Origin of the sequence: Amycolatopsis thermoflava N1165 (assembly GCF_000473265.1) — a bacterium.
In the GTDB taxonomy this organism is placed as follows: Bacteria; Actinomycetota; Actinomycetes; order Mycobacteriales; family Pseudonocardiaceae; genus Amycolatopsis_E; species Amycolatopsis_E thermoflava.
The window spans coordinates 7,388,345-7,402,448 of sequence record NZ_KI421511.1 but is presented as its reverse complement, the minus strand read 5'-3'; the positions used below and the strand labels follow the sequence as shown (position 1 = coordinate 7,402,448).

Below are 14,104 nucleotides of genomic sequence, written 5' to 3'. Positions count from 1 at the left end.
TCGCCCTGCACCGGCGCCACCCCAGAATCACCCTGCGCCGATCCCGCCACCGGGATCACGCGCGCCGGTCCCGCTGGGTCAGCTCCCGGCCTTCAGTGCCAGTTCGTCGAGTCCCGCGGCGAACGCCTGCGCGATCTCGTTGATCTCCGGCCGCTGGATGGTCAACGGCGGCGAGACGGCAAGCGCCTTGGCCAGCGTCCGAGTCAGCACACCCCGCTGACGGATGAGCAGGCTGAGGTCGGCCACAGCCGACGGCAGACGCTCGAACAGGTCGGGCTGCAGTTCGACAGCAGCGAGCAGCCCCACCCCTGCCCGAACCTCGCGGACGAGGGGGTGCGCGGCCAGCGGCTGCAGCGCGGCGGCGAGCTCACCTTCGAGCAGCTGTCCCCGCTGCAACAGGTTGTCCCGCTCGAGGATGTCGATGTTCGCCAGGGCCGCGGCGCAGCAGGCTGGATGGCCGGAGTAGGTGGCGCCGTGCCGCAGGGTCGTGCCCGATCGGGCCCAGAACGGCTCGGCGACGCGCCCGTGCACGACGACCCCGCCCAGCGGCAGGTATCCGCTGGTCACCCCCTTGGCGAAGGTGATCAGGTCGGGCTCCACACCCCACCGCTCGACCCCGAACCACGTGCCGAGCCGGCCGAAACCGCAGATCACCGCGTCGGCGATGACCAGGACGCCGTACTCCCGGCACACGTCGACCACCCCCTGCACGTAACCCTCCGGCGGCGCGAGCACACCACCCGCGCCGATGACCGGCTCGAACAGGAACGCCGCGACGCGCTCCGGTCCCACCCGCCGGATCTCGTCACGCAGCGCGTCGACCGAGTCGTAGGCGACGCGCGACGAGGACGGCAGGATCTCGCCGAACCCGGTTCGGTTGGCTTCGATGCCGGCCACGCCGGTGCCGATGCCGTTGGTTCCGTGGTAGGAGTTCGTCCGGCTGATGACGTGCACCCGTTCGGGCTGCCCCTGCACCACGTGGTAGCGGCGCGCGATCTTGACGGCACTGTCGATCGCCTCCCCACCGCCCGCGGTGAGGAAGACCTTGGCATCCGGCATCGGCGCGAGCCCGGCGAGCCGCCCCGCGAGCGCACGGGCCGGTTCGTTGGTGAAGTCGCCGAAGATCGAGTAGCCGGCGAGCTTGCGCATCTGCTCAGCAGCGGCGTCAGCGATCTCCGCCCGGCCGTGGCCCACGTTGGCGTACCAAAGGCTGGCCGTGGCGTCCAGGTAACGGTTGCCTGCCGCGTCGTAGACCCACACGTCCTCGCCGCGCTCGAGGACGAACTCGTCTTCCCGGACGACCGCCATGTCCGAGAACGGATGCCACAGTGCTGTGTCCATGTCCCTCACGGTAGCGGGCGGACGACCTTGCCGGGGTTGAGAATTCCCAGCGGGTCGAAGGCCTGTTTGACCGCTTGGTGGACGGACACGCCCACCTCTCCCAGTTCCGTCTCCAACCAGTCCCGTTTCAGCATGCCCACGCCGTGCTCGCCGGTGATCGTGCCGCCCAGCCGGAGACCGAGCGCCATGATCGCGTCGAACGCGGCTTGCCCGCGCCGCACCGAGTCCGGGTCTGCGGCGTCGAAGACCACGTTCGGGTGCATGTTGCCGTCCCCCGCGTGCCCGCACGTCGGGATCAGCACGTCGTGCTCGCGGGAAATGGCTGTCACCCCCTCGAAGAACTCCGCCAGCCGCGAGCGGGGCACGCACACGTCGTCCACCAGCCGATCACCGAGCTGCTCCATCGCGACCCCGGCCAGCCGCCGTGCCGCGATGAGCATGTCCGCCTCGGCGCGGTCGCTCGCCACCAGCACTTCGGTCGCCCCGCAGGACCGCGCGACCTTCGCGAACGCCTCGAGGTCGTGCGGCGCCGCCGGCCCCCGATCGGACTGGGCGATCAGCACGGCCTCGACGTCGTCCGGGAAACCCAGGTCCCGGTACGCCGCGACCGCGTCGATCGTCGGCTTGTCCATCAGCTCGAGCACCGACGGACGCTGCCCGGTGCTCAGGTACTCCGTGACCGTCCGGCACGCCGCGGGGGGCGCCGCGAAGAACGCGACCGCCGTCAACGGCGCCTCCGCGACCGGCCGCAGCGCCACCGTGACCTCGGTGATCACGCCGAGCGTTCCCTCCGAGCCGGTGAACAGCCGCACCAGGTCGTACCCGGCGACACCCTTGGCGGTGCGGCGGCCCGTCCGCAGCACCCGCCCGTCGGCGAGCACCACTTCGAGTTCCCGAACGAAGTCACTGGTGACGCCGTACTTCACGCAGCACAGCCCACCGGCGTTGGTGGCGACGTTGCCACCGATCGTCGACGACTCCCACGAGCCGGGGTCGGGCGGGTAGAACAGGCCCTTGTCCTCGACCGCTCGGGACAGGACCGCGTTCACGACCCCCGGCTGCACGGTCGCCGTGTGGTTGATTTCGTCGATGTCCAGGATGCGGGTCATCCGCTCCAGGGAGAGCAGGATCGCCCCGTCCACAGCGTTCGCTCCACCTGACAGTCCCGTCCGGGCACCCTGCGGGACGACAGGGATCCGGTGCCGGGAAGCGACACGCAGGATTCTTACGACATCTTTGGTCTCGATCGGCCGTGCCAGCGCCATCGGCACGCCGGCCGTGCCGAACCCGGCTTGGTCGAAACGGTAACCCGCAAGTACGTCCGGGTCGGTCGTGACGAAATCGGCTTCCAGCTCGGCGATGAGTCCCACGAACTCACCGTATCGGGCGAAGGTAGGCGAGAGAACCGGGTGATGCCCGGGCGCTCGCCCGCGGACATCCGGGCATCACCCCCCTCTGGAGTGGTCTCAGGCGGTGATCTCCTTGCGGCTCTCACCACTCTCGATAGCGATCTTGCGCGGCTTGGCGGCCTCGGCCACCGGGATCCTCAGCGTCAGCACGCCACTCTCGTAGTTCGCCTTGATGTGGTCGGTGTCGAGCGTGTCGCCCAGGAAGAGCTGCCGGGAGAACACGCCGAGCGGCCGCTCGGCCACCTGCATCTCGACGTTGTCGCCGGCCGCGGACGGACGACGCTCCGCCTTCACGGTCAGCACGTTGCGTTCGACGTCCAGCTCGATCGCGTCCGGGTTCACGCCGGGCAGGTCGAACACGACCACGAACTCGTCGCCCGCGCGATAGGCGTCCATCGGCATCACGGCGGGGCGCGACCACGTTCCCGACCCCTGGCCGAACACCTGCTGGGTCAGGCGGTCGAGTTCGCGGAAGGGATCGGTGCGCATCAACATCTCGCCACCTCCTTCGGTCTCGTTCACCTGGGACGTTGACGTCGCACACCACAGTTATAGCGCGTCGTCGTTCCGTTGACAAGTGCCCGCGTCATCGGCATGATGACGTTGTGCCGCCCTACGACAACTTGCACGACGCGCTGGAACTGGTAGAGGGAGTGCTCGGCGAAGCCACCGCCGACTACGACCCGAGGAGGGTGCTCGCCGCACTCGAGGTGCTGCGGGCGCTACGGGACACGCTGACGGTCTGGGAGCCGCAGCTCATCGAAGCCGCGCGCGAAGCGGGCGTCAGCTGGGCGGAGCTGGCTCCCGCGCTCGGCGTCGCCAGCAGGCAGGCGGCCGAGCGTCGCTACCTTCGGCTCCGGGATGCCGTGGGCAGCGACCACACGGCTGACGAACGGGTGCAGAAGACGCGAGACCGCCGCGCCGAGGAGAAGGCGGTCATGCAGTGGGCGCGCGAGAACTCGGCCTCGCTGCGCCGACTGGCCGGGCAGATCAGCGCGCTGAAGGGCGTGCCGGGCGTGGGAAAGGTGCGGCGAGCACTGGCCGAAGACGACGCGGCAGCGCTGCTGACACCGCTGAGCGGGGTGATCCAGCACCTCGACCAGACCTACCCCCAGCTGGCGGTCGAGGTCTCGCTCGTCCGCGACCACATGGACCGGGTCCGCCGGGAGACCCAGGAAAGGAGGCAGTCGTCCCGAGCGGGCAGCAGCTCCTGACGCTGTACCGCCACGAGCAGGGAGCACGAGGGCTGCGATGGGTTCCGCGGCAGTGCTTGATCAGCGTCGATCATGATTCGCCCAAACTGCGGCGACGGGCTGCGCGGGTGCCGTTGCGTGGCTGCCGTGCCGGGACCTCGTCGCGATGGCCGCGTCTGGGGCCATCGCGGCAGCTGACCGGAGCGCCTCGGGGCGCGTTCCACCAGCGGCGAGTGACCGTTGCGCGGGTGGGCGGGAGGTCCGTCTGCCCCTGCGGGGGGTCATTGGAGAGCGGGCGTGTTGCCCGCGCGGGACCATTGGAGGGAGGTCCATCTGGCCGCGCAGGGTCGCTGGAGAGGTCCGTCTGCCCGCGCGGTCACTGGTGGGAGATTCGTCTGCCTGGGATCGCTGGAGGTTGTCTGGCCGACGCAGCTCCGCCGCGTCGGGCCTCGGGCTCGAGGTGGCGTGCCAGTGGGTCGCGTTGGTGAGATCAGCCGATCCGCGGCCTCCGGGCTCGACTTGCCTCGGCTTCAGCCGAGGGCCGGTCCGGGGGTGGCGTCGGGCGTGCGGCGAACGCTCTGCCTGGGGCAGCCAAGTGTGCCGAGCTGGCTGCTGCGCGAGCCGGAAGCGCGGCTTTCCGCCTGTCTTGGCCAAGCGTTCGCCGAGGTTGGTGGACGGTCGCAGCCCATGCGGCGCGTTGCGGTGAGCCGGTTGCGAAGCTGAAGGCGCGGCTGTCACCAGCCGCAACTGGGTGCGCGGCCAGGTTGCCGACGTTGTCCGGTCGGCATCGTCCTGCGGCGAGTTCGGGGTCGGCGGGGAGGGGACCTCGCCCTGCAGCGCATTCCAGGGGCCTCATTGGAGGCGACCTCGTCCTGCAGCGCTTTGGTAGGGGTCCAATCGGGGGCGACCTCGTCCTACGGCGCTTTGGCAGGTGGCCCAATCGGAGGGCAGCCTCGTCCTACGGCGCCTTGGTAGGGGCAGGCCCAATCGGAGGGCAACCTCCAGGTGCGGCTAGGCACCTGCTGTGAGCGCTGCTGGGCGGGTGGCGGCAGGTTGTCGTGTTGGGGCCGGCCCCGCCGTCTGTGCGAGCCGACCCGGGTGGCGGGCCTCAGGGAGTCACTTCGAGCGGGGCTTTTTCCGTGGCCGAGATCTGCTCCGGGACGGCGATCTCGACGCGCGGGACCGACGGGGGCTTGCCGTTGGAGGCTTGGGCCGACGTGGGCTGGTCGAGGGGCTCTGCGCTGGTGACAGGGGTTGCCGGCGACGCGTCGGTCGGCGTCGGGGGCTTGGCTGTGGCTGTCTCGGACAGGAGGGGGGTCGCCTCGGCCAGGAGGGTGTTGATCGCGCGGAGGCGGTCGGTCATGTCCACGCGGATCTTGTCCAGCTCGGCGACCTTGGCGGCGGCCTCGTCGGTGCGGCGGCGCGCTTCGGCTGTGGCTTCGGCCAGCAGTTTCTCGGCTTGCGTGCTGGCCCTGGTGACCTTGTCCTCGGCGCGGGCGGTCGCCGAGGCGATCATCGCGCTCGCCCGGTCGGTGGCCTCCGCGACCATCGCGTCCGCGCGCTTGGTCGCGTCGGCCAGGAGGGCGTCGGCGCGGGAGGTCGCGTCGGCGAGCTTCGCGTCGGCCTGTGCGGTGGCGTCGGCGACGAGCGTTTCGGCTTTGGCTTGAGCGTCGGCGGTGAGCTTCTCCGCCTGGGCGGTGGCGGTGGTGACCAGCTCGTCGGCCCTGGCCTGGGCGTCGGCCTCCTGCTTGGTGGCTTTCGCCTGGAGGGATTCGGCTTCGGCGCGCGCTGCGGCCAGGGTCTGGTCGGCTTCCGCGCGGGCCGAGGTCACCGTCTCCTCGGCTTCGGCGCGGGCCGAGGAGAGCAGGTCATCTGCTTGGGCGCGGGCGGATGCGACCAGGCTGTCGGCTTCGGCGCGGGCCGAGGTCACCGTGGTTTCGGCCACGGCGCGGGCGGACGCAAGCGTTTCGTCCGCTTCCGTGCGGGCGGAGGTCAGGGTTTCCTCGGCTTCGGCGCGAGCGGAGGTGAGGGTTTCGTTCGCCTCGTCGCGGGCCGAGGTCAGCAGGTGGTCCGCCTCGGCGCGGGCGGACGTCAACGTCGACTCGGCCTCCGTGCGGGCGGACGTCAGCGTGGACTCGGCTTCGGCGCGCGCGGACGTCAGCGTTTCGTTCGCCTCCTCGCGGGCCGAGGTCAGCAGGTGGTCCGCCTCGGCGCGGGCGGACGTCAACGTCGACTCGGCCTCCGTGCGGGCCGAGGTCAGCGTGGACTCGGCCTCTTCTCGGGCGGCGCGTAGCAGCTCGTCGGCCTTGGACTGGGCGTTCTTGACCAGCTCGTCGGCCTTTGCGGTGGCCTCGGCTTCGCGCTCGGCCATCGCTCGCATCGACGTGGCTCGCCGGACGGACATCGCCTCTTCGAAGTCCCGCTCGATTTCGGCTCGGCGGCGGGCCGCCTGTTCGTCCAGCTTACGCCTGCTCTGCGCGGCCTGGCGGGTCATCAAATCGACCTCGGCCTCGGTGCGGCGCATCAGCTCAGCCTGCTCCTCGGCCATCTCCCGGCGCCGGAAGTCCAGCTCGGCGACCAGGCGTTCGTGCCGCTCGCGCAGTCGGCCGGCCGCCTGTTCGGCCGCCGCCCAGCTCCGTTCGGCCGCCAGCCGCGCCCGCTCGGTGACCTCCGCGGCCTCGTCCTCGGCCAGCTCCACCATCCGCAGCAACCGCTCGGTCAGCCCCTCCGCCTCGATGGGCGTCCGGCTGATCCGGTCGATCTTCTCGCGCAGAGCGTCGTTCTCCGTGCGCAGGTCCTCCATCTGTGCGGCTAGCCGCTCGACCGCAGCGGCGGCCGCGTCCCGGTCGGCGATCACCATCCGCAGGTCGGTCTCCACGGCGCGGACGTACGCCTGCACCTGACGAGCGTCATAGCCACGCCACGAGCGGTCGAAATCGGTCCGCAGTGGCACCAGGTCCTCGCGAGCGTCCACGGCCGTCATCCGCACCTCCCGAAGAGACTGTCCTGAATGGACAAAGCTGCTGAAAGCCTGCCACTGCCCAGCATCCTCTCATCCGCGCCCCGCGTCCACCCGCTGGGGCCGCGCGTTTCGAATTTCCGGTGTGACGTCCTCGCATTCGCCTTCGGGTCCGCCTCCGCAACCCGGATGGCGGCACGACCGCACCGGCGGAACGCCTGCGGGGCAACGGCATCTGCAGCCGATTCACCTGCACGTAGTGCGGGGGCCGACGTTCGGATGCTTCGCGTTCGCGCCCGTGATCACCGTGCGCGATGGCGGGTTCCGGAAAAAGCTATGAACCTTCAAGTCCCGGTCGAGTCAAAAACGGGCGCGAAACGACGACCGGGCCGCCACCACGCGCCGGCGGCGACACGCCAACGAGCTGCCGGCACCGGAACAGCGCGGGACGCCGGGGGTTGGCGTGATGGCCGGAGGTTGGGCGAAATGGCCGGGCGACCGGGCGTGATGGCCGGGCGGCCGGACCTGATGGGCGGCCGGCCGGACGTGATGGCCGCGCGGTCGGGTGTGATGGCCGGGGGATGGGGGTGAAGGCGGGCGGTTGAGCGTGATGGCCGCGCGGTTGGGGTGGCCGGGGGGATTGGGCGTGGCGGCCGGGCGTGATGGGCGGATGCCGGGCGGTTGGCCGGGTTCCCGGGTTCCCGGGTTCCCGGCACGTCACCGGCTTCGCGGTCGACGACCGTGTGGGCGTGGGGCGAGCCGGTGGGTATCGATGCAGGTCGGAGCGGTGTGGATTGGTCCGGGCCAGCGGGTTCGGGTAGTTCGAAACCGCCCCACGCCGGCGGCCTGGACCGTTTCGAGGTGTTTGCCGCGCGGCGCGGGGAGCCGACACCGTAGCCTTGCCGGGTGACGGAGACCGAGGGGCAGGACAACCCGCGCGTGATCGCCGGCCGGTACCGGCTGCAGCGTCACATCGGCGGGGGCGCGATGGGCGTCGTCTGGGAGGCGAACGATCAGCTACTCGACCGGACCGTTGCGGTGAAACAACTTCTGCTACCGCCGCGGCTCACTCCGGAAGAGGCCGAGCAGGCCCGCAAGCGTTCCTTCCGCGAGGCCCGTCTCGCCGCCCGCCTCCAGCACCCGCACGCCATCACCGTGTTCGACGTGGCCGACGACGACGGCAAGCCCGTGCTGGTGATGGAGTACCTGCCCTCGCACAGCCTGGCCGAGGTGCTCGCCGAGCGCGGCAGCCTCCCGCCCGGCGAGGTCGCCCGCATCGGCGCGCACGCGGCGTCCGCGCTGGCCGCGGCGCACGCGGCCGGCATCGTGCACCGCGACGTCAAGCCCGGCAACATCCTGCTCGGCGAGGACGGCATCGCGAAGATCACCGACTTCGGCATCTCCAAGGCCGCCGACGACGGCACCCTGACCGGCAGCGGCCGCTTCGCGGGTACCCCCGCGTTCCTCTCCCCCGAGGCCGCGCGCGGGGAGACGCCTGGCCCGGAGTCCGACGTCTACTCCCTCGGCGCCACGCTCTACGCCGCCGTCGAGGGCCGCATGCCCTACGGCGACACCGACAACCAGATGGCGCTGCTCTACGCGGCCGCCGCCGGCCGCGTCGCCCCGCCGGAACACGCCGGGCCGCTCACCGGCGTGCTCACCCGGATGCTCGACGTCGACCCCAAGGCCCGCCCCACGATGGCCGAACTGGCCGCTGAACTGGGCAAGCTCGCGATGATGACGGCCACGACCAAGGTCGACCCGGTGCCGCCGCGGAGACCGTCGCGGCGAAGATTCGCCTACGCCGGCGCCGCGCTCGCCGTCGTCGCCGCCCTGGTCGTCACGCTCGTCATCCTGCTGCCCGCCTCCACCGGGGACAACGACGCGCCCGCCGACCAGGCCTCGGCCCCGCCCTCCCCCACCTCCGCGACGAGCAGCCCGGCGCCGCCGTCGACCAGCGTCACCACCGTGACCAAGACGGCGACCAGCAGCCCGACCCCGGCCACCGCCTCGGCGGTGCAGGCGGTCAGCGACTACTACGCGATGATGCCGGGCAACACCGACGCCGGCTGGGAGCGGCTCGGCCCCGTGCTGCAGGCACAGGGCAAGTCCAGCTACGTCGGCTGGTGGTCCACCATCAGCTCGGTGAGCATCGTCAGCGGGCCGCGCCAGGTCGACGCCAACACCGTCGAGGTCACGGTCGACTTCGTGAAGGGCGGCTCGCACTTCCGCGAGCGGCACCACCTGGGCATGATCCAGCGCGACGGCAAGTGGCTGATCAACACCGACACCCTGGTCAGGTAGAACGGGAGGCGTGGCCTACTCCGCGCTCTCCCACCTGGACTGCCCCCGCTGCCACCTGACCCACGACGCCGACCGCGTGCAGGGCCTCTGCACCTGCGGCTCGCCGCTGCTCGCCCGCTACGACTTGGCCGCCACCACGGTGACCAGGGACGAGATCGCCGACCGCGAGCCGACCCTGTGGCGCTACCACGAGGTCCTGCCGGTCCGGTCGGCCGCGAACGTGGTCACCCTCGGCGAGGGCATGACGCCGCTGCTGCCTCTGCCCACTTACGGCGAGCAGGTCGGCGTGCCCGGCCTGCTGATGAAGGACGAGGGCCTGGTCCCGACCGGCTCGTTCAAGGCGCGCGGCGCGGCGGTGGGGGTGTCGAAAGCCGCCGAGCTGGGCGTCACCGGGATCGCGATGCCCACCAACGGCAACGCCGGCGCGGCCTGGGCCCTCTACGCGGCGCGCGCCGGCCTGCGCAGCCTGATCGCGATGCCGGTCGGCGCACCGGCCATCACCAGGGCGGAGTGCCAGGTCAGCGGCGCCGAGCTGTACCTGGTCGACGGCCTGATCTCGGACGCCGGGAAGCTCATCCGCGACGCCGTCGCCGAGCGCGGCGGCTACCAGGACGTCTCGACGCTCAAGGAGCCGTACCGCATCGAGGGCAAGAAGACGATGGGGTACGAGATCGCAGAGCAGCTCGGCTGGCGCGTGCCGGACGTGATCGTGTACCCGACCGGCGGCGGGGTCGGCATCATCGGCATCCACAAGGCGCTGCTGGAGATGCGCGAGCTGGGCTGGATCCCGGACGGCAAGCTGCCGCGGCTGGTCGCGGTCCAGGCCACCGGGTGCGCGCCGATCGTGGACGCGTTCGAGCGCGGCGCCCGCGAGTCCGAACCGGCCGTCGGCGCGCACACGATCGCCTTCGGGATCACGGTGCCCAAGGCGCTGGGCGACTTCCTCGTGCTGGACGCCGTCTACTCCACCGGGGGCACCGCGATCGCCGTCACCGACGAGGAACTGCTGGCCGAGCAGGGCAACCTCGCGCGCGCCGAGGGCACGTTCGTCTGCCCCGAGGGCGCCGCGTGCTTCGCCGCGGTCCGCAAACTCCGCGGATCGGGCTGGCTCTCCGCGGACGACGAGGTCGTCGTCCTCAACACCGGCGCGGGCGTCAAGTACCCGGAGACGGTCGAGGTGTCCGCGCCGGTGCTGGCCAAGGACGGCGCGATCCCGCGTCAGGGCAGGTAGTACATCGGGTTCGGCAGCTTGACCGGCCGCTCCGCGTGGCCGCCTTCGAGGTCGCTGTACTGGTCGCCGAGGTTGAGCACGATCGTCGCGCCGGTGGCTTCGATGTGCGCCCGCGTGCCGGACTTGTACTGCACGGTGTCGCAGGTCAGGCCGCACGGCAGGTAGTCCGGCGCGGTGGTCTCCGGCTTGAAGAACGCCGCCGCGGGCGCCGGGTAGCCCTCGTTCGCCAGGTTCTTCAGCGACGCCGGGCCCTGGTGCTCCTTGCGGCCGGTCAGGAAGTAGACGTCCACGCCGTGCTGCGCGGCCCAGTTCGCCAGTTCCAGGGTCGGCTTGATCGCCGGGAAGGCGCCGTCGTTGATGGCCTTCTCCTGCTTGACCGGGTCGAAGCCGAAGTCGTTGTCGGCTTCCCAGCCGTAGGTGACCTCGGAGGTGTCGTCGATGTCCAGCACGATCGCCGGGTTGCGCACGCCCTGCTGGAGGCGGATCGCGAGGTAGTGCTCGGCTCCCTCGACCTGGCGGCGGACGTCGGCGGCCCACTGGCTGCGGTCGGACTCGTGGTGCTTGCCGTCCGCGTCCACCTGGTCGCCGTAGTAGGCCTTGACGTCGAGCTTGACCTGGCCGAGGTTGTCCGGCTCGTGGCTGCCGCCCGAGGTGGCGACGGCCGTGGCGCCCCCGGCGACGGTGGCGCCGATCGCGGCAGCGGCGGCCAATTTGGCCAAACCGGACATTTTCTCACGCAACACGGGGCCTCCTCGTCAACGGTCGACGACCCGAGAACCTACCCCGGGATCCGCTCCGCGCGACAGAGGAAGAAGTGGGGTGCGCGGCCGATCCGCGTGAGCACCACGCTGGCCTCCTGGTCGCCCGCGAGCTTGAGCCGCTTGCGCAGCGCGTCCGGGTCGACGTCGAGGCCGCGGACGAGGATCTCCAGCCTCCCGACGCCGCGGGCCCGCAGCAACGAACGCAGCGATTTCTCCTGGTAGTGGCCGTGCTCCAGGACGCGGAAGGCGCGCACGCCGGGCGGTGGCACGTCACCGGTCAGGTAGGCGATCCGCTCGTCGAGCTGCCACAGCCCGTGCCGGGCCGCGTAGTGCTTGACCAGGCCCGCCCGCACGACCGCGCCGTCCGGGTCCACGATCCACTCGCCCGGCCCGGCGGCGCCGACGTCCGACGGGTCCCGGTCGGTGATCGTCCACTGTGTACCGTGCGAGCGCAGCACGGTCGCTCGCCGCGAAGCGGTGGCCAGGCCGGCGCTCCACACGCAGGCCTCCCGGACCTGGCCGTCGAGCGACACCAGCTCGATCTCCGCCGCCCACGGCGCGGCCGCCGGGTCCAGGCCGGGGGCGCACTTCACCGCGAGGTCGCGGCCCGCGTAGACCTCGGCGAGCTGGTCAAGCGGCGGCGCGAAATCGGACGGACGCCAGGTCCGGCGGCCCGCCGAGTCACGGCGGGCCGGATCAGCCACGACCACCGCGTCCCGGCTGACCGGCCGCAACGCGTCGGCCTGGACCACCGCAACGCCGGGGCAGTTGTGCCGTGCCATCGCCAGCCGGACCGGGTCCAGGTCGGAGCCGAGGCACCGGCGCGCGACCCGGGCCAGCTCGGCGAGGTCGGCGCCGATCGAACAGGTCACGTCGTGCACGTCGCGGCCGGCCAGCCGCTCCGCGCGGTGCCGCGCCACCGGCGGCACGCTGGCCTGCTGCAGCGCGTCGCCGGTGTAGAGCCAGGACGGGTCGAGCTTGCCCTTGCGTCGCAGCAGCACGGTCTCCAGCACCGCGGCGAACCGCTCACCGGCCACCTTCCGCGCGGCCGCCACGTCCGCGATCCGGTCGGTCAACGGCAGCTCGCCGACCTGGGCCAGCGCACGCGCGCCTTCCTCCGAGCGGAGGAAGGCGACGTCGTCGAGGGTGAACGCGTAGGGCACTTACGGCTTGATACCGGTGATCATCACGTTGTAGAACAGCTCGCGCGGCAGCACCTTGGACAGCACCTTCTTGTCCAGCGCGGACAGCCTCAGCCACAGGTGGTAGGCGAACATCCGCCACCGCACCGTGAGCTTCTCCTGCGGCACCGCCGCCTCGAACGTGCGGATCGGCCAGCCGGCCAGCGCCGCGCTGAACTCCTCGGTGACCGCACGGACGTCGACCGCGCCCGCGCCCAGGGCCATGCGCTCCAGCTCGGACGGGTCGAACGTGTGGATGTCGACCACGGCCTCCAGCGCCGCCGCGCGCGAGGACTCGTCCAGCTCCTCCTGCGGGCGCCGCCAGCCGCTCAGCGCCGGGACCTTGGTGACGTTGGTGGTCAGCCACCAGGTCAGCTGGCCGAGCTTGCGCGCGTAGAAGTTGCCGATCTTCGTCGGCTCACCGGCGAAGACGAACCGGCCGCCCGGCTTGAGCACCCGCAGCACCTCGCGCAGCGCGCCCGGCACGTCCGGGATGTGGTGCAGCACCGCGTGCCCGACCACCAGGTCGAAGCTGTTGTCCGGGTACGGGATGCGCTCCGCGTCGGCCACCCGGCCGTCCACGTCCAGGCCCAGGTTCTCGGCGTTGCGCAGCGCGACCTGCACCATGCCCGGCGAGAGGTCGGTGACCGAACCCTTCTTGATCACCCCGCCCTGCATCAGGTTGAGCAGGAAGAACCCGGTGCCGCTGCCCAGCTCCATCGCGGTCGGATAGGGCTGGCCCTCCTCGCCCGCCACGGCGTTGAACACGTCGGTGGCGTAGGAGATGCAGCGCTCGTCGTACGAGATCGACCACTTCTCGTCGTAGGTGCCTGCCTCCCAGTCGTGGTAGAGGATGTTGGCCAGCTTGGGGTCCGAATACGCCGCCTTGACCTCTTCCTCGGTCGCGTGCGGGTTCGGGGCGGGGTCGGTCACGTCACTTCCCTTCGAAGGTGGCCTTGCCGGGGCCGTTCTCCACGAAGGAGGTCATGCCCGTGGTCTGGTCCTCGGTCGCCCACAACGACGTGAACAGCTGCGTCTCCAGCTTGAGGCCGCTGGCCAGGTCCATGTCGAGACCGCCGTCGATCGCGGCCTTGGCCTGCGCGAGCGCGACGGCCGGGCCGTTCACGAACTGACCCGCCCACTTCTGCGCGGCCGAGTAGACGTCGTCCGGCGCGACCAGCTGGTCGACCAGGCCCAGCGACAGGGCCTCCTCGGCCTTGACGAAGCGGCCGGTGAACACCAGGTCCTTGGCCTTGCTCGGGCCGATCAGGCGCGCGAGCCGCTGTGTGCCGCCCGCGCCGGGGATGATGCCGAGCAGGATCTCCGGCTGGCCGACCTTCACGTTGTCGCCGGCGATCCGGTAGTCCGCGCCCATCGCGAGTTCGAGCCCGCCGCCCAGCGCGTACCCGGTGATCGCGGCGACGACCGGCTTCGGGATCGCGGCGACCGCGGCCACCGTGTTCTGCAGCTTCGCGCCGAAGGACCGCATCTCGACGTAGGAGCGGGTGACCATCTCCTTGACGTCCGCGCCGCCGCAGAAGGTCTTCTCCCCGCCGTAGAGGATCACCGCGCGCACGTCGGACCGCTCGGCCGCCTCCTGCGCGGCCACCGCCAGCTCGGCCGTGACCTGGCCGTTGATCGCGTTGACCGGGGGCCGCTCCAGCCGGATCGTGCCGATCCCGCCGTCCACCTCGAGCCGTACGAACTCGCCCACGCTGGCATCCT

11 protein-coding genes are annotated in these 14,104 nt (G+C 71.4%); 3 read left to right on the top strand and 8 right to left on the bottom strand.

Annotation, left to right across the window (positions count from 1 at the left end):
- Window positions 1-78: 78 nt before the first annotated feature.
- The 3 genes from AMYTH_RS0136755 to AMYTH_RS0136745 all read right to left on the bottom strand — a co-directional run bounded on the left by AMYTH_RS0136755 (window position 79) and on the right by AMYTH_RS0136745 (window position 3,245).
- On the bottom strand, window positions 79-1,341 hold the full coding sequence (locus tag AMYTH_RS0136755; protein WP_027934403.1) for an aminotransferase family protein: 1,263 nt from the start codon (window positions 1,339-1,341) through the stop codon (window positions 79-81).
- Between the two features lie 5 nt (window positions 1,342-1,346).
- Window positions 1,347-2,711 (bottom strand): FAD-binding oxidoreductase, encoded by a 1,365-nt coding sequence (locus tag AMYTH_RS0136750; RefSeq protein ID WP_027934402.1) that lies wholly within the window; start codon window positions 2,709-2,711, stop codon window positions 1,347-1,349.
- Between the two features lie 96 nt (window positions 2,712-2,807).
- On the bottom strand, window positions 2,808-3,245 hold the full coding sequence (locus tag AMYTH_RS0136745; protein WP_027934401.1) for an Hsp20/alpha crystallin family protein: 438 nt from the start codon (window positions 3,243-3,245) through the stop codon (window positions 2,808-2,810).
- Between the two features lie 110 nt (window positions 3,246-3,355).
- On the opposite strand from AMYTH_RS0136745, the gene AMYTH_RS0136740 reads away from it, so the two are divergent.
- Complete coding sequence (locus AMYTH_RS0136740) at window positions 3,356-3,964, top strand: hypothetical protein (RefSeq protein WP_027934400.1); 609 nt, start codon at window positions 3,356-3,358, stop codon at window positions 3,962-3,964.
- A 1,087-nt stretch (window positions 3,965-5,051) separates the two neighbouring features.
- Here the strand turns inward: AMYTH_RS0136740 and AMYTH_RS47310 are convergent.
- Window positions 5,052-6,926: a DivIVA domain-containing protein gene (locus AMYTH_RS47310; protein WP_051362926.1), complete on the bottom strand. Its 1,875-nt coding sequence runs from the start codon at window positions 6,924-6,926 to the stop codon at window positions 5,052-5,054.
- A gap of 882 nt (window positions 6,927-7,808) precedes the next feature.
- On the opposite strand from AMYTH_RS47310, the gene AMYTH_RS0136725 reads away from it, so the two are divergent.
- Window positions 7,809-9,206, top strand: a complete 1,398-nt coding sequence (locus tag AMYTH_RS0136725; RefSeq protein ID WP_027934399.1) for a serine/threonine-protein kinase — start codon at window positions 7,809-7,811, stop codon at window positions 9,204-9,206.
- Between the two features lie 10 nt (window positions 9,207-9,216).
- On the top strand, window positions 9,217-10,437 hold the full coding sequence (locus AMYTH_RS0136720) for a threonine synthase (RefSeq protein ID WP_027934398.1): 1,221 nt from the start codon (window positions 9,217-9,219) through the stop codon (window positions 10,435-10,437).
- Here AMYTH_RS0136720 and AMYTH_RS0136715 read toward each other — a convergent pair.
- Genes AMYTH_RS0136715 through AMYTH_RS0136700 form a run of 4 tightly spaced genes read right to left on the bottom strand, consistent with a single transcriptional unit; the run spans window position 10,425 to window position 14,093 of the window.
- Window positions 10,425-11,165: an HAD family acid phosphatase gene (locus AMYTH_RS0136715; protein WP_027934397.1), complete on the bottom strand. Its 741-nt coding sequence runs from the start codon at window positions 11,163-11,165 to the stop codon at window positions 10,425-10,427. The genes AMYTH_RS0136720 and AMYTH_RS0136715 overlap by 13 nt on opposite strands.
- A gap of 50 nt (window positions 11,166-11,215) precedes the next feature.
- Complete coding sequence (locus AMYTH_RS0136710) at window positions 11,216-12,361, bottom strand: class I SAM-dependent methyltransferase (protein WP_027934396.1); 1,146 nt, start codon at window positions 12,359-12,361, stop codon at window positions 11,216-11,218.
- Entirely contained in the window at window positions 12,362-13,312 is a 951-nt protein-coding gene (locus AMYTH_RS0136705; protein WP_017984452.1) for a class I SAM-dependent methyltransferase, read from the bottom strand.
- A 1-nt stretch (window position 13,313) separates the two neighbouring features.
- On the bottom strand, window positions 13,314-14,093 hold the full coding sequence (locus AMYTH_RS0136700; RefSeq protein ID WP_017984453.1) for an enoyl-CoA hydratase/isomerase family protein: 780 nt from the start codon (window positions 14,091-14,093) through the stop codon (window positions 13,314-13,316).
- Between the last annotated feature and the right edge of the window lie 11 nt (window positions 14,094-14,104).